Annotated in this window: 18 protein-coding genes, 5 tRNA genes and 1 pseudogene (1 of these 24 only partly in view); 10 read left to right on the forward strand and 14 right to left on the reverse strand. The window is 47.3% G+C overall.

Going from position 1 to position 21,945, the window contains the following annotated elements; translation table 11 throughout:
• Positions 1 to 1,103: the 5' portion of an MFS transporter gene (locus tag JNUCC21_RS01005; RefSeq protein ID WP_181005566.1), read on the reverse strand. It extends 109 nt beyond the left edge of the window; 1,103 of the gene's 1,212 nt are visible here — the first part of the coding sequence; the start codon lies at positions 1,101 to 1,103; its stop codon lies beyond the left edge, outside the window.
• Between the two features lie 228 nt (positions 1,104 to 1,331).
• Between JNUCC21_RS01005 and JNUCC21_RS01010 the strand changes: the two genes are divergently transcribed.
• From JNUCC21_RS01010 to JNUCC21_RS01030, 5 genes are all read left to right on the forward strand, one after another.
• Positions 1,332 to 2,600 (forward strand): aspartate aminotransferase family protein, encoded by a 1,269-nt coding sequence (locus tag JNUCC21_RS01010; RefSeq protein ID WP_369878492.1) that lies wholly within the window; start codon positions 1,332 to 1,334, stop codon positions 2,598 to 2,600.
• Positions 2,597 to 3,547 carry an inositol monophosphatase family protein gene (locus JNUCC21_RS01015; protein ID WP_160222803.1) on the forward strand — a complete coding sequence of 317 codons (951 nt, stop codon included), beginning with the start codon at positions 2,597 to 2,599 and terminating at the stop codon, positions 3,545 to 3,547. Before JNUCC21_RS01010 ends, JNUCC21_RS01015 begins: the two co-directional genes overlap by 4 nt.
• Positions 3,522 to 4,568 (forward strand): zinc-binding dehydrogenase, encoded by a 1,047-nt coding sequence (locus JNUCC21_RS01020; protein ID WP_032870171.1) that lies wholly within the window; start codon positions 3,522 to 3,524, stop codon positions 4,566 to 4,568. The genes JNUCC21_RS01015 and JNUCC21_RS01020 overlap by 26 nt, the downstream gene beginning before the upstream one ends.
• 231 nt (positions 4,569 to 4,799) lie before the next feature.
• Entirely contained in the window at positions 4,800 to 6,233 is a 1,434-nt protein-coding gene (locus JNUCC21_RS01025; protein WP_043021532.1) for a SulP family inorganic anion transporter, read from the forward strand.
• 150 nt (positions 6,234 to 6,383) lie between these two features.
• On the forward strand, positions 6,384 to 7,325 hold the full coding sequence (locus tag JNUCC21_RS01030) for a bile acid:sodium symporter family protein (protein WP_369878804.1): 942 nt from the start codon (positions 6,384 to 6,386) through the stop codon (positions 7,323 to 7,325).
• Here the strand turns inward: JNUCC21_RS01030 and JNUCC21_RS01035 are convergent.
• The 13 genes and pseudogenes from JNUCC21_RS01035 to JNUCC21_RS01095 form a co-directional block, all read right to left on the reverse strand.
• Positions 7,314 to 7,772, reverse strand: a pseudogene (locus tag JNUCC21_RS01035) (alpha/beta hydrolase); the annotation flags it as partial. The gene JNUCC21_RS01030 and the pseudogene JNUCC21_RS01035 overlap by 12 nt on opposite strands.
• The gene (locus JNUCC21_RS01040; RefSeq protein ID WP_369878493.1) at positions 7,771 to 8,499 is read right to left on the reverse strand and encodes an alpha/beta hydrolase; all 729 of its coding nucleotides are present in this window, start codon (positions 8,497 to 8,499) and stop codon (positions 7,771 to 7,773) included. The pseudogene JNUCC21_RS01035 and the gene JNUCC21_RS01040, both read right to left, overlap by 2 nt.
• On the reverse strand, positions 8,496 to 9,506 hold the full coding sequence (feuC, locus tag JNUCC21_RS01045; protein ID WP_032872817.1) for an iron ABC transporter permease FeuC: 1,011 nt from the start codon (positions 9,504 to 9,506) through the stop codon (positions 8,496 to 8,498). Before feuC ends, JNUCC21_RS01040 begins: the two co-directional genes overlap by 4 nt.
• Before the next feature lies 1 nt (position 9,507).
• Positions 9,508 to 10,515, reverse strand: coding sequence for an iron ABC transporter permease (locus JNUCC21_RS01050; RefSeq protein WP_007408022.1), 1,008 nt, complete (start codon positions 10,513 to 10,515; stop codon positions 9,508 to 9,510).
• A 19-nt stretch (positions 10,516 to 10,534) separates the two neighbouring features.
• Positions 10,535 to 11,491: an ABC transporter substrate-binding protein gene (locus JNUCC21_RS01055; RefSeq protein WP_003156778.1), complete on the reverse strand. Its 957-nt coding sequence runs from the start codon at positions 11,489 to 11,491 to the stop codon at positions 10,535 to 10,537.
• Between the two features lie 87 nt (positions 11,492 to 11,578).
• Positions 11,579 to 13,174 carry a helix-turn-helix domain-containing protein gene (locus JNUCC21_RS01060; RefSeq protein WP_060562972.1) on the reverse strand — a complete coding sequence of 532 codons (1,596 nt, stop codon included), beginning with the start codon at positions 13,172 to 13,174 and terminating at the stop codon, positions 11,579 to 11,581.
• Positions 13,175 to 13,311: 137 nt separating this feature from the next.
• The gene (locus JNUCC21_RS01065) at positions 13,312 to 14,556 is read right to left on the reverse strand and encodes an exo-beta-N-acetylmuramidase NamZ domain-containing protein (protein WP_369878494.1); all 1,245 of its coding nucleotides are present in this window, start codon (positions 14,554 to 14,556) and stop codon (positions 13,312 to 13,314) included.
• A 15-nt stretch (positions 14,557 to 14,571) separates the two neighbouring features.
• Positions 14,572 to 16,485, reverse strand: coding sequence for a glycoside hydrolase family 3 N-terminal domain-containing protein (locus JNUCC21_RS01070; protein WP_369878495.1), 1,914 nt, complete (start codon positions 16,483 to 16,485; stop codon positions 14,572 to 14,574).
• 46 nt (positions 16,486 to 16,531) lie between these two features.
• Positions 16,532 to 17,815, reverse strand: a complete 1,284-nt coding sequence (pbp4b, locus tag JNUCC21_RS01075) for a penicillin binding protein PBP4B (RefSeq protein ID WP_025284143.1) — start codon at positions 17,813 to 17,815, stop codon at positions 16,532 to 16,534.
• Positions 17,816 to 17,833: 18 nt separating this feature from the next.
• On the reverse strand, positions 17,834 to 19,201 hold the full coding sequence (locus tag JNUCC21_RS01080) for a PTS transporter subunit EIIC (RefSeq protein WP_369878496.1): 1,368 nt from the start codon (positions 19,199 to 19,201) through the stop codon (positions 17,834 to 17,836).
• Positions 19,202 to 19,329: 128 nt separating this feature from the next.
• Entirely contained in the window at positions 19,330 to 20,259 is a 930-nt protein-coding gene (gene murQ, locus JNUCC21_RS01085) for an N-acetylmuramic acid 6-phosphate etherase (protein WP_369878497.1), read from the reverse strand.
• A gap of 99 nt (positions 20,260 to 20,358) precedes the next feature.
• On the reverse strand, positions 20,359 to 20,835 hold the full coding sequence (locus JNUCC21_RS01090) for a GNAT family N-acetyltransferase (RefSeq protein WP_015239057.1): 477 nt from the start codon (positions 20,833 to 20,835) through the stop codon (positions 20,359 to 20,361).
• Positions 20,836 to 20,853: 18 nt separating this feature from the next.
• Positions 20,854 to 21,306 carry a DUF523 domain-containing protein gene (locus JNUCC21_RS01095; RefSeq protein WP_072588738.1) on the reverse strand — a complete coding sequence of 151 codons (453 nt, stop codon included), beginning with the start codon at positions 21,304 to 21,306 and terminating at the stop codon, positions 20,854 to 20,856.
• A 180-nt stretch (positions 21,307 to 21,486) separates the two neighbouring features.
• Here JNUCC21_RS01095 and JNUCC21_RS01100 point away from each other — a divergent pair.
• The 5 genes from JNUCC21_RS01100 (at position 21,487) to JNUCC21_RS01120 (ending at position 21,895) form a co-directional block, all read left to right on the forward strand.
• A tRNA-Glu gene (locus JNUCC21_RS01100) sits at positions 21,487 to 21,558 on the forward strand.
• Positions 21,559 to 21,561: 3 nt separating this feature from the next.
• Positions 21,562 to 21,637 (forward strand) — tRNA-Val (locus tag JNUCC21_RS01105).
• A gap of 5 nt (positions 21,638 to 21,642) precedes the next feature.
• Positions 21,643 to 21,715, forward strand: a tRNA-Thr gene (locus tag JNUCC21_RS01110).
• A gap of 19 nt (positions 21,716 to 21,734) precedes the next feature.
• Positions 21,735 to 21,819, forward strand: a tRNA-Tyr gene (locus JNUCC21_RS01115).
• A 4-nt stretch (positions 21,820 to 21,823) separates the two neighbouring features.
• Positions 21,824 to 21,895 (forward strand) — tRNA-Gln (locus JNUCC21_RS01120).
• Positions 21,896 to 21,945: the final 50 nt, after the last annotated feature.

Genomic DNA, 21,945 nt, shown 5'->3' on the forward strand with positions numbered 1-21,945 from the left:
AACAGCCAGAACGCAGTTTGTGCGGGATATTCATCTAAGCTCCAGCCGACGGCGATCGGAAGGAGTGAACCTCCTAATCCGTTTGAAGCGAGCAGAATACTGGTAGTTGTTTCTGTCTTTCCGGGATAAAAATGATTCGTGATGATTAGGGCTATTGCAAACATGCCTGCCATGAACAGCCCTAAAAAGAAGCAAAGGGCAAAACCGAACCATACGTTTTTGCTTAATGCTAATACGGTAAGTGCAGCCAGACCGCCAATGCTTATGAGACGGAGATAACGGTGATATGTCAGCTTTTCTGATACCGGGCCTGTTAATAACCTACCGATGATCATCCCCGTCCAATACACTGTAACTGTTATCGTTGCCAAAGAGTTGGGGATATCCCATTTCTCAGCGAAGATGGAGGGGATAAAATGTACAATGGAAACTTCACTGCCGCCGTAAAAGAAGAAATAAGCACCCGCCAAGGCAATAAACAGCAATCCGTGTGACCGATAACCGGTGCTTTGTTTTTTAGTGTCATCGGAAGAGACCTCTTTGCGGATGAGAAGCTGATCAATACTGCCGAAACTCATCTGCTTCCATGCGATTAAGAGTGCAAAACTGGATAACCCTAATACTAAAAAAGCAATTGTCCACATGTGGTTGTTGATAAGAAAGCCTGAGAGCAGAGGCATGAACAGCGCACCTAATCCGTAGGCCACTTCCATCTTGCTCATGGCCACAGCCTGTCTTTCTTTAATAGCGGTGAGGATGATCGTGCCTACACAGGATTCCACCAATCCGGCGCCAAGCCCTGCGATGCTGACGAGAAGAAAGAGCAGCGGCCAGGGCGGCAGGAAGGTGATGAACATTTCACAGCTGATGAGTGCCAGGCCAAAGATAACGACGTTTTTGCGCCCAAGCTTTTTCACCATGTATGGCATGCCAATAACTCCGATGAGAAAGCCCATGAACTGAGAGAATACTAATACACCGCCATTACTGTAGCTTTGTGAATAATGTGTGAGTAACTCAGGCAGTACGGCTCCCAGAATAACAAGTGTAAAAGCAATCGATCCATAAGAAAAACAGCTTATCCACAGCAGACGAGTTTTCATCATTTTATCTCCTTATTGGTAAAATCATATTTCTCTCTACTCGTATGACATAATGTTTTTACAAAAAATCCAAGTATTGTTACTATATCACATAACTTTTTCTCGTACATCCATTATGGTAACGTTAACAAATTGTTAACATTTTTTGCAAGAAAGATCGTTGACATTATTTTCAATAATTTATACGATAAAAAGCGAAATTCTAATAATTTCATAGGGGTGGTATTTGTGGGAACGAAGGAAATCACGAATCCAGACAGCTTGTATTACAGTGTTGACGATGTAGTAATGGAGCGCGGAGAAGGGATTTACCTGTACGATCAAGAGGGAAATGAGTACATTGATTGCGCCTCTGCCACGTTTAACTTGAATTTAGGATACGGTAACAAAGAGGTCATTGATACGGTTAAAGAACAAGCCGATAAGCTCATCCATGTAACATCATCTTTTCAAACAGACGCCGTAAATAAACTGGCAGAAAAACTAGTAGAAATCGCCCCCGATAATCTCACAAAAGTACACCCTAAAGTCAGCAGCGGTTCCGGTGCAAATGAAGGAGCTATTAAAATGGCTCAGTATTACTCCGGAAAAACCGATGTCATCTCCTTATTTCGAAGCCACCTCGGACAAACGTATATGACTTCCGCTTTGTCCGGCAACTCATTCAGAAAAGAACCTTTCCCGCCGCAAATTTCTTTTGGCCTGCAAGTCCCCGATCCCTATTGCAGCCGCTGTTTTTATAATCAGAAACCTGATTCATGCGGTATGCTGTGCGTAGAAAGAATTAATGATTTTATTGAGTATGCGAGCAATGGGAAAATTGCCGCCATGATTATTGAACCGATATCCGGAAACGGTGGAAATGTCGTTCCGCCTAAAGAGTATTTTAAACAGCTGAGAAAGCTTTGTGATGAACATGATATCGCTCTGATTTTTGATGAAATTCAGACCGGGTTCGGACGGACGGGTAAAATGTTTGCCGCGGACCACTTCGATGTGAAACCTAATTTGATGACGGTAGCAAAAGGGCTCGGGGGCACAGGCTTTCAAGTCGCCGCCACTCTGACGGAGGACAAGTATACCGGGCTTCCGGGGTATACGCACTCCTTCACATACGGCTCAAATGTGATGGCCGCCGCTGCCGCTTGTAAAACCATAGATATCATGCAGCGACCGGGATTTTTGGAAAATGTAACGACGGTCGGTCATTATATTATGGATCGCTTAGAAACGATGAAAGAGGATTTCGCTTTTATTTCTGAGGTAAGAGGCGTCGGTCTTATGATCGGTGTGGAGATTGTTAAAGAGAACAATGAACCGGATGTGGAGCTGACCAATTATATTGCTAAACGGGCAATGGATTACGGACTGATTCTCCGGACATCCCGTTACGGATTCGGAAATGTATTTAAAATCCGTCCGCCTTTAACCATAACACTTAGTGAAGCCGAAGTGCTCTGCTACAGACTTCGCAAGCTATTGGAGGAAATCAAGTGAGAGACTATATCATTGAGCTTGGACAATTTGTTTATCAAAAGGTGAAAAATCAAAAAGGCACGCTGAAAAACCGGCTCGTAAACGGCTATTCTCCGGGAGGCGACGCCCAATTTAACATAGACGCCGCTGCTGAGGAGGCGGTGCTGGATTATATTCAAGAAAAGGGCCATCCGGTTGCTTTTTACACGGAGGATGGCGGCCTGAAGCTGATTGGAGAAGATCCGCAATATATTTTAATTGTAGATCCGATAGACGGAACGCGCCCGGCCGCCGCAGGACTTGAAATGTCGTGTATTTCGATTGCGCTTGCTTCGTATAAGCCAAACGCAAAGATTAAGGATATCGAGTTTGCTTTTTTACTTGAATTGAAATCAGGCGCTTATATGTACGGTGATGTATACAGCGATGCCATTCATTTTGAAGGGTATCATGGAGAATTGCCGAATTTGAGCGAAGTGCGGGATATTAAAAATATGTTTTGGAGCCTTGAATTTAACGGGCATCCGGCGCAGCTGATGACGGACGCATACGGCCATCTGATTGACCAGTCGGCCAATAATGGCGGGGTTTTTGTTTTCAACAGCGCTTCTTATTCGATTTCACGAATTATCACGGGGCAGATGGATGCTTATGTGGATATCGGCAATCGTCTGCTGAAAGATGATCCGAAGCTGCTTTCAGATTTTAAGCAGGTCGGGAACGGACAGGTGCTGCATTTGTTTCCTTATGATATTGCCGCAAGCGTCTTTTTGGCGAAGAAGGCGGGAGTGGTCATTACGGATGCGTACGGCCGGTCTTTGGACGAAACGCTTCTGACAGATTTAAGTTATCAGAATCAGCAATCATGTATTGCGGCATCAACGAAGGAGCTTCATCAAACATTGTTAGACCAAATCCGCTGGGGCAGAAAGGAAGAGAAATATGAAGGCGTTGGTCTGGACTCCTAATGATAAGCTTGAATATCAAGAGGTGGACGAGCCTCAAATTCGGAAATCCAATGATGTGAAAGTGAAAATTTTCGGCACCGGTATCTGCGGAACGGACTTAAATGTGCTGAAAGGAAAAATGAATGCAACCCATCATATGATTATGGGGCATGAATCGGTGGGAGCGGTCGTGGAAATCGGACCGGACGTGACAAATGTAAAAGTCGGAGACCGCGTCGTGATAGATCCTACGCAGTTTTGCGGGAAATGTCATTATTGCCGGAGAGGGCTGACGTGTTATTGCGAAACCTTCGAGGATTGGCAGCTCGGAATCGGGGCGCACGGAACGTTTGCGGAATATTACGTGGGGGAAGACAGGTTCATGTACAGAATTCCGGATTCAATGGAATGGGAGCGGGCCACATTGGTTGAGCCTCTCTCCTGTGTGCTGAATGTTGTGGACAAGGCTTCGATTCAGCCGGAGGACTCGGTCTTGGTTTTGGGGTCGGGACCGATCGGACTGCTTGTGCAAATGATGGTGAAAAAACTGGCGCGATTGACGGTTGCGACTGAAATAGGCAGTTTCCGAAGCGAGGCGGCAAGCCGGATATCGGATTATGTCTACCACCCTGAAGCATTAACCGCGGATGAAGTGAAACGGATTAATCAAGGAAGAAAATTTGATGTGATTTTTGACGCGATCGGCAACCAGCTTGATTGGGCTTATCCTTTTATTGAAAAGGGAGGCAGAATCGTGCCGATGGGCTTTGATGATACGTATGAGATGACGGTCAGGCCGTACCAGCTGCTGTCAAACGGCGTAACGATTGTGGGCACAGGTGAAGCCCGCCAGATCATGGAAGCCGCGTTAGCATGCGCGTCCGACCTTCCGCAGCTCTATGATTTTATTACGGAAAAGACGGAACTGAAGAATTATGAAGAAGCCATTGATCATCTCATGGGCATCGACCCGGTGACAAAAGAAAGAAAGGATATCAGCGCAATAAAAACGATTCTTGTGTCTGATCCGGAACTTTTATAAAAGCGGAAACGGCTCCAGTGAGAGCCGTTTTCTTTTCTTATTTATACGGTCTTGCACATTTCTTTAAAGTTTAATATGATACTCTTTGTTAACAATTCCTTTCCTCAACGGCATTATACTCTGAGCGTGTCCTCTTTTTCCCCGTAAGCTTGCCTCATATTCCCCAGATGAAAATCAATGTTTCCAACTGATAGGGTGCGGATTTTTATAGTGAAAAGGAGTCGTTATCATTTGAAAGATTATACGTTACAGCAGCAATGGTTCGGGAATGTCCGTAAAGACATTCTGGCCGGTATTCTGGTTGCTCTCGCTCTGATCCCTGAGGCGATCGGATTTTCAATTATTGCAGGTGTCGATCCGATGGTCGGCCTTTATGCATCATTTTGTATTGCGATTATTATTTCTATCTTCGGCGGCAGACCGGGAATGATTTCAGCCGCTACGGGTTCAATGGCGGTTGTCATGGTGACATTGGTGGCTGATTACGGGCTGCAGTATTTGTTTGCGGCAACCATTTTGACAGGTATTATTCAATTTATTCTTGGTGTCAGTAAGATAGCGAAATTGATGAAATTTATTCCGCGTTCGGTCATGATCGGATTTGTGAATGCTTTGGCGATCTTGATTTTTTCTGCGCAGCTGCCCCAGTTCAAAGGAGCTTCATGGGTCATGTACGCCATGCTTGCCGGATCACTGGCTATCATATATCTATTGCCGAAGGTTACGACGGCTGTGCCGTCTCCGCTGGTGGCGATTTTTGTCATGACGATCATTGCGGTGGTCTTCCATGCGGATGTCCGCACGGTCGGTGATATGGGCGGGATCACAAGTTCACTTCCGCATTTCTTGATACCGGATGTTCCGTGGACGTTTGAGACATTGCGGATTATTTTCCCGTATTCTCTGGCGCTTGCTTTCGTCGGATTGCTTGAGTCATTGCTGACAGCCCAGATCATTGATGAAATGACGGATACGGATAGTGATAAGAACAAAGAAAGCCGCGGACAAGGCATCGCCAATATTGTGAACGGATTTTTCGGAGGCATGGCCGGATGCGCCATGATCGGCCAGTCTGTCATTAATACGAAAGCCGGCGGACGCGGCCGGTTATCGGCTTTTACCGCCGGCGCGTTTTTAATGTTTTTAATTGCCGTATTAAGCGGTATCGTCGTGAAAATTCCGATGGCTGCGCTGGTGGCCGTGATGGTTATGGTGTCTATCGGCACGTTCGACTGGTCATCGATTAAAGGTTTGCGGAAAGCGCCCCTTACTGATTCGATCGTTATGGTTATTACCGTCGTGACGGTCGTCCTGACAAATGATTTATCAAAGGGTGTCTTCGCGGGTGTGCTATTAAGCGCGATCTTCTTTACGGCTAAAATTTCTAAGCTGAAGATTGTGTCACATTCCGAACAGAAAGATGTCAGAACTTATAAGGTAACGGGACAGATCTTTTTTGCTTCCGTGTCTGAACTGATGAATGCCATCGTTTATGATGAAGACGTGAAACGGATTGTCATTGATTTGACCGACGCCCACGTGTGGGATGATTCGGGAGCGGCGGCTCTTGAGAAAATTGTCGCCAAATGTAAAGAATACGGAATTGAGGCTGAATTAAAGGGATTAAATCAGAAAAGCCGAGATTTAATGAAACAAATGGCATAGAATTTGTGAAGTCCGGATGAATATATCCGGGCTTTTTTTCGGTTAAATTTGCCGGGGTGCATTGTTATAATGAATGAGACTTGAAAACCGTATATAGGAGACTTGCATATGATGTGGCTTCAGAAGTTGAACCAAGTGTTGGGGAGAATCATGCCGCTTTTGACTCCGTCAAGTGTGGCGGCGGGTGTGCTGTTATCTCAGCATATCAGCTGGATGGCCGGCGCTGTGCCGTGGATATTTGCATTTATTACATTTACGGGCAGTCTGAGTGCCAATTTTCATTCGCTGAAGCGCAGTATCGAGAAGCCGCTACCGATGATCATGGCATTGTTTGTTCTGCATATTTTCATGCCTGTTTTTGCATGGGGAAGCGGCCATCTGATTTTCAGCGGTGACCCTTTAACTGTGACGGGGCTGATTATGGGTGTGGTGATTCCGACCGGAATTACGAGTTTGATTTGGGCTGCGATGTATAAGGGGAATGTTGGATTGACGCTGTCTATTATCCTGGTTGATACCGTGCTTTCTCCTTTTATCGTACCGTTAAGCCTGTCTGTCCTGGCCGGGGCGAATGTTCAGATGGATGTGTGGGGAATGATGAAAGGGCTGGCGGAGATGGTGGTGATTCCATCCATCGCAGGGATGATGGTCAACCAGTTTTCCCCGCCGGTAAGGACTCAGGCAATAAGCCGGTCGCTGTCTTCTTTTTCAAAAATCTGTCTGATGATTGTCATTGCCATTAACAGTTCGGAAATCGCGCCGTATGTCACGCACGTGGATATCAAATTTGCGGGCATCGCAGGCATGGTATTTTTTATTGCCATGACGGGTTATGCCGTGGCTTGGCTGATCGGAAGACTGATGAAGCGGAGCCAGGATGAAATCGTGTCTCTGATTTATACGGGGGGCATGCGCAATATCAGCGCCGGAGCCGTTCTCGCCGTTTCTTTTTTTCCGTCTCAAGTGGCGGTCCCGGTCGTCATCGGGATGCTTTTTCAGCAAATCCTTGCAGCTTTGTTCGGCTATTTGTTGAGACGCTTTGAACTTAAGCCGGTCGTGATGAAGTATGAAAAAAACCGCTCAGCTACGTGAGCGGTTTTTTCCGTACAGCCAGCTTAGTGCTGCATTGAATTGTCGTTTGAATGCTTCTTGATGGTGCACGGCGTCCTCTTCAACAGTGAAAGAGAGCTGAGATTGAGAAAAGCCTTTTTCCCTCAGGCTTTCATGCACGTCTTTATTTTGTCGGATCATGTTGTTTTGGATGTTGTTTTTATGCTCAGCTTCGCGGCTGCCGACAGACATATAGATACGCCGCCGTGCCGGACGCAAAGATGCGGAGCGGACATAATCTGCTGATTTTTCATACCAGAAGGAACCGGAAATACAACCGATTCTGCCGAATATTTCAGGCTTTTGGAGCATCGCATATATCGAAAACAGTCCGCCTAATGACGCGCCGATCAGTCCTCTCGTTTCCGGATGTGCAGAAATGTGATGCATATCTTCTACAGTTGGAATGATGACATTTGTCAGCTCCTCACAGCCAGCTTAGTGCTGCATTGAATTGTCGTTTGAATGCTTCTTGATGGTGCACGGCGTCCTCTTCAACAGTGAAAGAGAGCTGAGATTGAGAAAAGCCTTTTTCCCTCAGGCTTTCATGCACGTCTTTATTTTGTCGGATCATGTTGTTTTGGATGTTGTTTTTATGCTCAGCTTCGCGGCTGCCGACAGACATATAGATACGCCGCCGTGCCGGACGCAAAGATGCGGAGCGGACATAATCTGCTGATTTTTCATACCAGAAGGAACCGGAAATACAACCGATTCTGCCGAATATTTCAGGCTTTTGGAGCATCGCATATATCGAAAACAGTCCGCCTAATGACGCGCCGATCAGTCCTCTCGTTTCCGGATGTGCAGAAATGTGATGCATATCTTCTACAGTTGGAATGATGACATTTGTCAGCTCCTCGAGAAAGAGCCTCCCTTTGCCGCCGAAATCATGAAACGCAGGGCTCAGGGAAGGCGCGGGCCACGGCGTGTACTCATCGAGCCTGTCAGCCGGTTTGATGCCGATGAAAATCAATTCGGGAAGTGTTCCGTTCGCAAATTGGGATTCAAGCTTATCCATCTGTTCTAAAAACAAAGAACCCCCGTCCAGTACGTACACACAGGGTAAAGCCCCTGTTTGAACCGAATAGGAGGGAGGAAGATACACAGTGCATTCCTTTCCGTTTATCCGGTGTTCTGTAAGGGTGCCTCTCATGCATCCAGCCCCTTCTTTTGCTTAAACAGAAGAAAAAAGAAATAAGGAACGCCGAGAATCGCAAGAATAATTCCCGCCGGCACTTCTGAAGGCTGAAAGAACAATTTGCCCGCAAAGTCGGCGGATATGACGAGGAGCATACCGACCAATCCGCTGACCGGTAATGAGTATCTGTGCTCAATCCCGGCGAGCCTGCGGGAAATATGGGGCGCGATCAGTCCGACAAATGCCATGCTGCCCGCTGCTGTTACACATGCGCTGATCAAAGCGATGCAGGCAATGAGTAAAATCGTTTTTTCTTTATTGGTTGAAACACCGAGGCTTTTCACCGTGTCCTCATCGAAACGAATGGTATCCAGCAATGACGTTTTCGCCATAAGCAGAGGAATGAACAAGATCAGCCACGGAAGGATCGCCGTAATGGTCATCCAGTTTGCCGACCAGATGCTGCCGTTTTTCCAAACCATCGCCATCTCATAATCCTGCGGGTCCATTTTTAATGAAAGAAATAAAGACAGCGCGCTGAATCCGGAATTCATGGCGATCCCGACGAGAATAATTCTGCCCGATTCCAGATGCCCCCGGTGCCAGGCGAAAATATAGATCAGCACGGCCGCCATCAATCCTCCGATGAGGCCGAAGACAGGCATACCCATCGCAGAGGCAAGTGCCGTCGCTTCAGATTGTCCCTGAAACAGAAGCATAAACGTGACGATTCCGGCTCCGGCTCCTGCATTAATGCCCAAAATACCGGGATCGGCAAGACCGTTTTTGGTAATGGCCTGAATAACGGCTCCGGCTATCCCCAATCCGAGCCCGATGGCAGCAGCCATGACAATGCGCGGCAGCCTCAGCTGAAACAGCAAAATGTCATATTGCGGATTCGGATGGATGCGGAAAAGGGTACTGAGCAGTTCACCCGGCTTTGCGGAAAAAGAACCGCTTGTCATGCTGAAATAGCTTACGAGCAATATGAGAGCAATCAGAATGATATAAATTCCGGCCATTTTACGCACCACGCTGATCCCCTCCTTTTCTTTTAATCAAATAAAGAAAGAAAGGAACACCGATGATAGAAGTGACAACTTCAATAGGCGTCTCAAACGGATAATTGATGAATCGGCTGGCAAGATCGCAAAGGGTCAGGAAGACGCCGCCGATGATGCACGCGCATGGGATCAGCCTGCTGTAGTCCGATCCGACGAGAAAACGTGTGATGTGCGGAACGACCAAACCGACAAATGCAATTTTTCCGGCGAGTGCCACCGAGCTTCCGGTCAATATGACAACGGCCGCCATCGCCATGAGTTTGATGGTTCTTTTCTGCTGTCCCAGACTTTTTGAAATGTCGTCTCCTAATGATACGGCAGTGACCTTTTTGCTGAGAATCATGGCCGTGATGATTCCGATCGCAAAAAACGGGACGGCCAGTTTCAAAAAATCAGGGTTCATTTGATGCAGTCTCGCACTGTACCAAAAACTGAGATCCTGCGAAATTTGAAAATAAATCGAAAGCGCAGCCGACAGACTGCTGAGAAGCATACTGGTCACCGTTCCGATGATGGCAAGCTGCACCGGGGTAAAACCGCCGGGAAGAATGGAGGCCAGCCCGAAAACAAGAGCGGCGCCGAATGCGGAACCGATAAACGAGTATATGATCATTTCAATGGATGTCGATTGAGGGAGCAATACCATGCAAAGGGTGATGATAAAAGCGGAGCCGTCCGACACACCCATGATCGAAGGCGAGGCCAGATAGTTCCGTGTGATTCCCTGCATGAGCGCTCCGGAAACAGCAAGGGCTGCGCCGATAAACATAGCGCCGGCAGCCCTCGGGATTCTTGAATGCCATATGATCTGATGGTCGGTATTCTCCGGATTAAAGTGCAGCAATGCGGAGAACACGGTATGGATGTCAAGCTGCTTTGCGCCGTATAAAACGGAAAGCAGCAGTGACAGAACAATGGCAATCGGTGAAGCAATGATAATCATGTGTGTCCGCCGTTTTGCATACATGTGAAAAACCTACTCTTTATTAGTCTTGAGTCAATTTGTCAGCCGCAACCTGTAAGAAGCTGATTTTACTCCACGCGGTTCCGCCTTGGGCTAATGGATCAATCGTATTGACGTATACATGGTCTTTTTTGACTGCCTTCAGGCTCTTCCAGATCGGATTTTTCTCTAAGTCTTTCAAAGCGTCCGGCTTATCTGCGTTTTCGTCATCAGAGAATTGTACGAAGATATGGTCAGGGTTCATTTCGCTTAATTTTTCAAGAGAAATCAGTTCCTGCGCTTTCGCCGCTTTGACTTCGTCCGGCGCCTTCAGGCCTAAATCACCGTAAAGCGTGGAGTTGAAATATACTTGTTCAGGATAAATATAAATATTGCCTTGTCTGATTCTGATGACCAGCGCGTTTGACTGTTTCGCTTTGCTGTTGATCTTTGTTTTTGTCTTTTTCAGGTCCTGTTCGTAATCTGCGATGATTTTTTTCGCTTTTTTCTCTTTATCTGTAAGCTGGGCGAGCAGCATCATGTTTTCTTTCCAGTTTGATGAGATATGAGAGACAGGGATCGTTTCAGCGGTGCCGCTCAATTTTTTCAACGTTTTTTCCGGGAATTTGGTTGATGCCAGAATGACGTCCGGCTGCAGCTCAAGAATTTTTTCCATATTCGGCTGCATTTTTTCTCCCGTAGATACGGATTTATCTGTAATATCTTTAAACAGTTCCGGGAATTTGCCGGAGAAAGAAATTGCTCCTGCCGGATGAACGTCAAGCAATTTGGCGTCTTCCATTGATTCTACGCTGCCTGTAATGGCGATTTTGTCAGTCGGCGCTTTGACTTCATATGTTTTTCCGAGATATTCAATTTTCTTTTTATCTGAAGAAGCGTCCTTTCCTTTACTTGCTGTATCAGATGTTTCTGAGCTTCCGCAAGCCGCGGCCGTGAAAGCCAAAAGCAAAATCATGAAAGCGAATGCCAATTTCTTCATCTATTGTTCCTCCTGTTCAATTGATAACTATTATCAATTGGAATTATAGAGAATGAACAGGGATAAGACCATGGATAATTTCCGGCATTACCATGGACGATCTTCGGATAAAATGGAAATGCTTTGCTCGATCATCCGCTGATGTCCGCTTGGAGAATATTCAATCCACGGGTCAGATGATATGGGAAACACGCGTTTATCGCTGACGGCTCTAAGGTTCTGCCATATCCCGGTCTGCTGAATCCGCTGAAAATAACGAAGCGTTTCCGGTTCTTTACAAGTGAAAAGCATGATGCAGTCAGCCTGGCAATCCGCCAGCATGTCCAAGGAAATCTTTTCGTCAGGAGCAAAAGATTCCGGTTTTGCGGAGGCAAAGCCTAAATCACCGAAGAAGACATCCTCAATACTGTTGTTATGGGCGATGTACATATTTTCTTTATATACACGGACAAATAAGAACCGCTGATGCCGCACGTGTTTCAGAGCATCTTTCGCTGAATGGGCGAGACTTTGATAAGCTTTAAGCCAGTGCCGCGCTTCCTGCTCTTCATTCAAATATGCGGCTGTGCGAAGAAACTGGTCTCTCCAATTCTCTTGAGCCGGAAGGTAAAAAACTTCAGTGATGTCATTCAGGCGCTGTTTTTCTTCTTCACTGACAGAATCAAGACTGAAAATGATGTCCGGGGCAGCTTGGGAAAGCGTGTGCAGGTTCTCTTCCCAATTTGCATTATAGCGGTAAGCACTCAGGTGAACCGGAATATCGGAAGAGAATTGTTTGTAATAATAGGCCGTCCATTTCGGGTGCAGCGCCGCAGCATAAGGCACGTGATGCAGAGGAATCAGATGCCCCATCGTTTCTTTTCCGTACGCGGCCATTTTTGTGCGCCTTTTTTTCATATAGCTTGTAGGTGAGCTGCCGGTATGTTTTTTAAAGATGCGGCTGAAATAAAATTCGTCTTGGTAGCCGATTTGATGAGCGATTTCCCGCAGTTTGCAGTTTGCCTTGGCCATCAGTTTTTTCGCATTGGTTATGCGGATGTCTGTGATATATTCAGTTACGCTCTGCCCGTATAGTTTTTTAAAGGTTTCACTGTAATGCTTGGGACTGATTCCCGCCATATGAGCGAGCTGGGTGAGCGTGATTTTTGTGTCGGACTGAGCATGTATGAATTGTTTTGTCTGTTCGATCGCCGCTTTCGTATTATTTTGATGGCATACTTTTGCAGCATAAAGGTCATACATCAGCTGCTGAAAGTCGGCTGTATATTTCATTTTCTGCAATGCATCCGCCGATCGCACGTTTTCAGAAAGTGACTGAAGCCGGCTTGTCAAATGATCAACCGTTTGTAAATTCATTTGCTGAAGTCCGTGGAAGATGTCTTCCCCGTTATCCGGAAGCATCGCTTCATCATCTGATGAATAGGAGAAAACACGGAGTCTGACGATATACAAATGGATGCCGCCTGACGGTATAGGGGCAATATTGAATGTCTCATCACAAGGACAGATGTAGAGCGTTTCCTTCTGCAGCGGAAAGCTGTCTGTTCCGATATCAATTTGTCCCTCGCCTTTCACATGAAAGATCAATACGGGGGAATCAGTGAGCTGATGCTCTGACAGAAGGTCGGCTGTTTTTTTTACGGAGATGATATCAATGGGCTGAAAGAATAATATGTTTTTCATGAGAAACCACCTTTTAGGAAACATTCATTTAAATGATAACTGTTATCATTTAAATTGTACCAAATAAATGAATGTTTTCCTATAAAAAGCGGAAATGTGAAATGCGTCAAAATGTTACACGTGTAACACGAATGTTGTCAGTATATGAGGTATTGTTTTATTATAGTTTTGAATTGGTCCAGCCGGCGTTGATATGTGCCGGTGATGTCTTCAATGGAAGTGCCTTTTTCTATTTTTTTGCGTACCCAGCCGTTACCGATCAGCTTGTCAAAAGAGCCTGTCGGCAAGAATGAAAAGTCATTCGGATATAAGTCATGCATGGTTTTCAGAATGGAAAGCCCTGTTTTTGCCGCTTCAAATGTGTTTCTGTTTGTTACGTAGACTTGTACGCCGTGGCACAGTTTGCCCTGGTGCTTGGAGAAGCTGGGGATAAATGATGCGGCTCTGAAGGTGACGCCCGGAAGCTTGAGACTGTTCAGGCGTTCTTCGAGCTCGGTGCTTTTCATATAAGGCGCGCCGATCAGTTCAAACGGCTTTGTCGTGCCCCTTCCTTCGGATACGTTTGTGCCTTCGATTAGTCCTGTCGCCGAATATGCGAATATGCTGTCCGGGGTCGGGATATTAGGCGAAGGGAGGACGAACGGCAGACCGGTATCTTCAATTGTCATCGTCCGCTTCCAGCGCTTCATTTTTACGACGGTTAGGTCGGCGCCGATATGAAACTCTTTATTGAATAAAAGAGCAAGTTCACCGATCGTCATGCCGTGCTTCAGCGGGATCGGATACAGTCCGACAAATGAAGCGTAATCCGGTTCAAGAACCGGGCCGTCCGGATTTCGTCCGCCTTGCGGATTCGGCCGGTCCAAGACATAAAAAGGAATGCCTTTTTCTTTTGCCGCTTCCATGGCATAGGCCATTGTATAAATGTAGGTGTAGTATCGCGTTCCGACATCCTGAATATCGAAAATCAGCACATCTGTATCTTTCAGCATGTCAGGCGTCGGTTTCCTCGTTTCCCCGTACAGGCTGTAGACGGGAAGCCCTGTTTTTTCGTCTATATAGGATGTGACTTTGTCTCCGGCCTGAGCATCGCCGCGGACACCGTGCTCCGGTCCGAATAATGCCGTCAAGTGGATGTCTGGTGCCTCATACAGCACGTCAACGCTGCTTTTCAATGAATTGTTCACACCGGTCGGGTTGGTGATCAGCCCGACCCTTTTTCCCTTCAGTTCCTGTTTATAATCTTTCAGCAGGCGGTCGATGCCTGTTTGGATGCTTGGTTTCTTGGCGGTATGAAGGTTTCTGTCAGAAGCCGCCGAGACTGCCGTCATAGCACTGATGACGACTAATCCGGCAAGAAGCGCAGCCGTTTGTGTTTTCATGATCAGTCCTCCTGTTTAAAGCGGTTTTCCGGTCTTCAGATTGATACCGAAACCATAAGGATACAGTGTCGTTCCCGGATGCGTGACGGAAGGAATGTCAGCGGGCAGTCTGCCTTGCGGTGTTGTCTGTCCGAATATCGCTTCAACGCCTGCCGGAATGTTTGGCTGGAGAAATTGTCCGTCTGTATATCCTTTAAAGCCGTAGACTGCGATAAGGGCTTCAGCTTCTTCAAAGTTCGCAGCGTCATATGGATTACGCAGGCTCATCAGCACAAAGGGTTTTTGGTTCGATTGTGCGGCTTTCATGACGGCCCGCGGAAATGCAGTCGTCCACTTGCCGGGATCTGTGACGGAATCGTCAATCACGCCGTCGTTTACGACAGGATCATTTTTCACAACATATGAGCCTGTAATCACGTAATCAGCGTCAGATATCTGCTTTTTGTGTTCATCATGAAATGTACGCTCGGCGAAGTTCATTTTACTGATGGTTACCGGCCGGATTTTTTTCTTTTTGATGAGCTGCCGAATGGTTTGTTCCATTGACGCTGTTTGATCTTCATATGGAGCGGCAATGAGAACGCGGCTGTTCTTTTTCGGTTTGAATGGGAGCGTGCGGTTTTTGTTTTGTAAGACGGTGACGGACCTTTCCGCGATTTGTTTTTCAGCTTTCAGATGATTTTTGCTGCCGACGGTTTTCTTTGCTTTTGCAATCTTCTTTTTCAGATTTGTCTCTTTCGGTGCGGGATATATCCCTCGTTTTATTTTCAGGGAAATGATGCGTTCCGCTGATTTGTTAATTTGCTGCAGCGGAATTTCCCCTTTTTGTACCGCCTTTTTTAATGCGGAATGAACCCGGGCAAAGCGGTTTTCCGTTTGCAGCGATGTCACTTGGGCCGGCATCAGGGCAATATCGACTCCTGCTTTTACGGCCATGACGACCGCCTCTTCCTGGCCGAAATGATCGGCAATGGCTTTCATATTTAATGCATCCGTAACGATGACGCCGTTAAATCCCATTTCTCCACGGAGAAGATGAGTCATCACTTTTTTCGAGAGTGTGGCGGGTACGAGGATGTCTGAACCGTCCAGCTTGCTTTTATAGGTTGTATCGTCAAACGCGGGAAATTGCACATGGGCTGTCATGATCATATCAGCTCCGGCCTGAATGGCCTTCCGGAACGGATAAAGTTCAATCTGACGCAGCCTTTCTTGATTGTGGGTGACAAGCGGAAGGCCGTAGTGGCTGTCGACATCCGTGTCGCCGTGTCCCGGGAAATGTTTGACGGCGGCAGCGACATCCTGCTTTTGCTGAGCCTTCATTGAGGCAAGGCCGAGTGAAGCTGTCAGATCTCGGTCTGAACTGAACGACCTGACGCCGATGACAGGGTTTCCGGGATTATTATTGATATCGAGAACGGGTGCGAAATTCGTATTAATGCCCAGTGCTTTCAGTTCTTTCCCGATAATGGCGCCGGTCTGGGACGCGTAGGCTGTTTTTCTAGCGGCTCCGAGCGCCATATTGCCTGGGAAATGAGTGCCCTCACCAAGTCTAGTTACGATGCCGCCCTCCTGATCAATGCTTAATAATAGCGGAATGGCAGGGCTCGCCTTTTGAAAGGCATCTGTCAGGCGTACCGTTTGCTCAGTGTTTTTTACATTTTCTGCAAATAAGATAACGCCGCCGAACCGGTACTTTTGAATAAGCCCTGCGACTTCGTCATTTATTTTGGTAAGAGCCTCAGGTGATGACTGCCCCTTTTTTTGCCAATTGCGAAAATCAGGCATGAGCATCTGCCCTAATTTTTCATCTAATGTCATACGGGATACCGCTTGTTCCGCCTGTGACGGAATGTCCGGTTTTGTCGATACATGATGCGTGCCGAAAACAATGAACAACAGTAATACAGCTGAGATGACAAGTTTCATGATGGTGCCCTCCTGCCTTCATAGTTTGGACAAAAGACATGGGTTGTCATTCAATGGCTTCATAAATCGTTTTTATGACGCTGCCGTAGCTTCCGGTCGGAAAAAGATCCCCTTCAAAAACATTCGGGTTTTCACCGGGACTGACGACGGGGGAATGCTTTTTATTGGTTAAAAGTGCGATCCCCAGCTTATAAGCGGGATCAATAATCGTGACGGTGCCGGTCCATCCCGTATGGCCATATGCCTGCCTGCTTGCATAAGGGCCGAACATCCACTCCATATCCGGGCTGCCGTTTTTCCGCCAGCCGAGAGCGAAAGTCGGATCAGAGGATGCCGCCGTGGTGAACAAATCGGCCGTTCTTTTATTGAAGAGAGAAACGTGTTTATAACTGCCTCCGTTCAGCATGACTTGAAGAAGGACGGCCATATCATCAGCTCTGGAAAACAGCCCGGCGTGACCGGACACCCCACCCATTGAGTAAAATGCTTTTTCATCGTGAACTTCCCCCTGCAGCGTATACGCCCTGATGTGAGGGAAATGGATGACTCCGTCACGTGTGTTGCCTAAACGTTCAGTAGCTGCGAATGCTTTTTCTTTAAAGCCTTTTTGCAGCGGGTTGAACAGTGTGTGCGTCAGTTTCAGCGGTTTGTACAGTTCTTGTTCCGCATAGGCATCAAGGGTTTTTCCGGTTATGTTTTCAATGATGCAGCCGAGAAGCATGTAACCGATATCGCTGTATACGTGTTTTGTTCCCGGTTTGTATGCAAGCGGGATTTGAGTGAGAAAACGGATCGTTTTATCCCGTTCTTGTGAATACAAAGGGCCTGCGGTGTCCGGCTGATAGAAATAAAAGCTTGCCGGCAGACCGGATTGATGCTGGAGCACATCGATGACGCGAATGCGGTCTTTTTCTTGAATCGGATCGCTTTTTCTGTCTTTGAAATCAGGAAGGTAAGCCGAGACTTTTTGATACACATCAAGCTTTCCCTGGCTGACGAGTCGCTGTAATGCAAAATTCGCCGCGTACATTTTTGTATTGGAAGCTAGATCAAACATGGTTGATGTTTTCATTTTTTTCGGACGGGATAAAAGGGTGTTCCCGTCATATTTTTTGCTGTAGCCGTATGCTTTCTTTTTGATCACCCGTCCGTCCTTTACGACGACGAGGACGGCTCCGGGGAATCCTGCTGCGATGTCTTTTTCAATCATTTGATCAACCTTTCTGAGCTTTGCTGCGTCGTATAATTTGGATTGGGCTTCGGCTTTGTGCTGCGGCAGAAAAGAGAGGCTGATGACCATTGTGAGTATGGCGGCTGTCAGTGTTTTCATATTCTGATCCCTCCCGGTTTATTCAAATTCAGCAGCCATGTCATCCTTAAATCCGAACGCATAAGTGAAGAAAAAGCCCGCCGCGTAAGAGATGAAGAGACCGATGATATACAAAACGATTTGAGCCGGCTGTACGAGAAACGAGAGCGGAAGGCCGGAGACACCGATTGAAAAAGTAGCCACCTGAAAATGGGCTTGAAAGGCGCCGCCGATTCCCGCCCCTAAACACGCCGTCAAAAACGGCCGGCCGAGCGGGAGCGTGACGCCGAAGATGAGCGGCTCTCCGATTCCGAGCAGACCGGATGGAAGTCCTCCGCCGATCGCTCTTTTCAATGAGGCTTTTTTTGTTTTCATAAAGATGGCGAAGGCCGCCCCTACCTGACCCGCGCCTCCCATCGCGAGAATCGGAAGAAGCGGGTCATCTCCGATTGATCGGATTAATTCCAAATGTACGGGAGTCAAGCCCTGATGCAGGCCGGTGACGACAAGCGGCAGGAAGGCGGCTCCCAGTACAAACCCTGAGAGCACTCCCCCGACATTCAGCAGCGACAATAAACCTGATGTAATGAGATCAGAAATAAAACCGCCTGCAGGGATAAAAACGACATATGTCACCAGCCCGGTGATAAGTAAAGACAATGTAGGCGTGACGATAATGTCGATGGATTGATGGACGTACTTTCTGATAAACCGTTCGGTATAAGCGATAAAAACCGCAGCGAAAAGAACGCCGATTAATCCTCCCCTGCCAGGGAGCAGATTCTCTCCGAACAAACTGATATTGGCGATCTCAGGGTTAAGGATCAATATACCCGCAAGGCCGCCCATCGCGGGAGTCCCGCCGAATTCCTTCGCCGCATTGATGCCGACAAGGACGCCGAGGTATGCGAATAAGCCTGAACCGATAACCGTTAAAATAAGTGCGATTTGGGATTCTTTCGGGAGCCAGCCGGCCTGAATGACGGCTTTCGTAATACCGGTGATTAAACCTGATGCAATGAGTGCGGGAATAAGGGGAATGAAGATGCTTGATATTTTTCTCAGAAACAGTCTGATGGGTGTGGTGTTTTTTCTGTTGAGATCGGCTTTTTTCCGTGAGGCGGCTTCTTTTAAATCAATGTTTTTTCCGGATGACATAAGTTTTGCGAAAGCGTCGGCGACATGATTGACGACACCCGTGCCGAGAATGATCTGCAGTGTTTCGGCTTCGACGACGCCTATTACCCCGTCAAGCCGTTTCAGCGCTTCAATATCCGTTTTGTCCTGATCTAAAGGTGTAATCCTCAGGCGTGTCATACAGTGGGTAAAGCCTGAAATATTCGATGAACCGCCGCAATTGTCCAGGATATCTTTGGCCAGTGACTGATAAAATGCCTCTTTGCTCATGGAGATCCTCCTTTGTCCGTACGATTTTTCCCGGGGAGCTGTGCCTGAAACGCGTCCTAAAAGCGCCTGCGCCGATCATGAAAACGGCGCGGGCTCGTAAAAACAAATTATTTTCCACAAAAGAATGATCAGCGTTCTTTTTCTTTTGAAACGTGCTGTTCAATGGCTTTGTCAATGAAGTTGTCTGATTCTTTGAGCAGTGCCTTCGCGTGTGCTTCGTCCGAATTCGTCTTCAGCATGACGATTGCGGTTTTGACATGGCTGCCTGAGGCCTCAAGCGTTTCTTTTGCCTTGTCGTACGGAACGCCCGTGATGCTTTGGATAATGCCGATTGCGCGTTCTTTCAATTTTTCGTTGCTGATATGAACGTCCACCATTAAATTTTCGTACACTTTGCCGCTTTTGATCATCACGGCCGTGGAAATCATGTTCAGAATCATTTTATGTGCCGTCGCCGCTTTCATTCGTGTTGACCCTGTAATCACTTCGGGGCCGACGACGACTTCAATGCTGTGATCGGCATAAGTGCTGATCAATGAGTGTTTATTGCATGTGAGCGCGACAGTTTTGGCGCCGATTGTTTTTGCGTATTTCAGCGCACCGGCCGCATACGGCGTGCGCCCGCTTGCCGCGATGGCGATCACGGTGTCTTCTGCGGTAAGCCCGATCGTTTTGAGATCGAGAGCGCCGGTTTCCTCGCTGTCTTCTATACCTTCAGCCGCTTGCAAAAAGGCGTCTGCTCCTCCGGCCATCAGACCGATGACGGTGTCAGGACTTACGCTGTATGTAGGCGGGCATTCAACCGCATCCAGTACACCGAGTCTGCCGCTTGTGCCCGCTCCCGCATAAATCAGCCTGCCGTTTCGCCGTAATGATTGATGGGCGAATTGAACGGCAATCTGAATATCGGGCAGCACCTGCTGAACGGCTTCAGCCACTTTGAAATCCTCTTCGTTAATGATGCGGAGAATTTCCATCGTGTCTGCTTGATGGATTGAAGCGGTCTGCGGATTTCTGGTTTCTGTGGTCAATCTGTGAATGTTAAGCCGGTCTGTCATGATTGTACCCTCCCAAGTCGTTAATACTTGAAGTATATGGGCTTCTGAATAGATGTTTCAAGAAAAATCGGCAGGGATGAGATGAATAATCAAGCGCTTTCACAAAAAATGATGCAGAATGTGCTGTTCACCGATGGGGCCGATCCTGCGACGACCTTTATCAATAAAACCGGAAGACCGGTACAGGTTCTTTGCACGATGATTGCGATGGTTTACAGCAAGCACGATTTCATCACACCAAGGAAAGTAATTTGCGACAAAAGCGGGGAGCTGCAGCATCGCTTGTTTGGCATAACCTTTTCCCTGATGCGGCGCATGTAAGGACAGCGCACTCAGCAAAATGGCAGACACATTATTCGAATACGGGGCAATGGTTTCTTTTGAGGTATGTAAAATAAAAAAACCGACGGGGCGGTCTTCTTTTAAAATGACTGTCGGGTAGCGATCCCGGATGACAAGAGCCTGCGGCAGGACATCCTTCGGGAGAGCTGTGAACTTTTTATCTTCTTCACTCAGCACAAACCCGTTCAGTCCGTCTGCATGCTCCGGTTTATAAAAGGACAGGGCTACATCCATGATATCTACTCTCCTTTTTTATAATTGATCCAATTCATCTTCTGATAGAACACGGCAGCCTGCCCGTTTTAAAAGAGCGGAAGTGATGCCGTCTCCGATTATTTTTTTTCCTGAGAAAGTGCCGTCATAGATAAAGCTGCTGCCGCAGGACGGACTGTTTTCTTTAAGGATGACCGTGGCGGCGCCTATTTCTTTTGCGTATGCTAATGTTTTTTCCGCGCCGTCCATATATAAAGCCGTAACGTCTTCGCCTGATGCCGTTACGATTCTTGCTGTTCCGTTCAGCACGTCTTCGCCCGTGCCGCCGATGATTTCCGCCGGTTCGCGGGGAGTGGTGAAGCCGCCCAAAAGTTCGGGGCAGACCATAACAGCTTTCTTTTCTTCTACGAGTCTGCGGATTTTTTTCGAAGCGGCGTGAGAGCCGTTATACCTGCATTCGATACCGCCGAGACAAGAGCTGACTAAGATCATCTGTGTCCATTCCCTTCAATATTTTGATACTTTCATCATAAATGAAATAAGAGAGGAGGGATGAGTTTTTCAGTTAAAAAACGGGTAAAAAAGTTTGAAAATAAAAAAAATAATTTTTCTCTTTACAAATGGGGTACAACCTGTATATAATAACTTTTGTCAGCTCGACGCGGACACAAAGGCCCGTTGGTCAAGCGGTTAAGACACCGCCCTTTCACGGCGGTAACACGGGTTCGAATCCCGTACGGGTCATATGGAGGATTAGCTCAGCTGGGAGAGCATCTGCCTTACAAGCAGAGGGTCGGCGGTTCGAGCCCGTCATCCTCCACCATATTTGCCGGCCTAGCTCAATTGGTAGAGCAACTGACTTGTAATCAGTAGGTTGGGGGTTCAAGTCCTCTGGCCGGCACTGTTTTTCAAAAAAATACGGAGGGGTAGCGAAGTGGCTAAACGCGGCGGACTGTAAATCCGCTCCCTCAGGGTTCGGCAGTTCGAATCTGCCCCCCTCCACCATTTTTGGGCTATAGCCAAGCGGTAAGGCAACGGACTTTGACTCCGTCATGCGTTGGTTCGAATCCAGCTAGCCCAGTCTCAGACACCTTTTGCATAAAGGTGTCTTTTTTTTATCAGCATTTTGTT

Origin of the sequence: Bacillus sp. JNUCC-21 (assembly GCF_041222765.1) — a bacterium.
Taxonomy (GTDB): Bacteria; Bacillota; Bacilli; order Bacillales; family Bacillaceae; genus Bacillus; species Bacillus velezensis.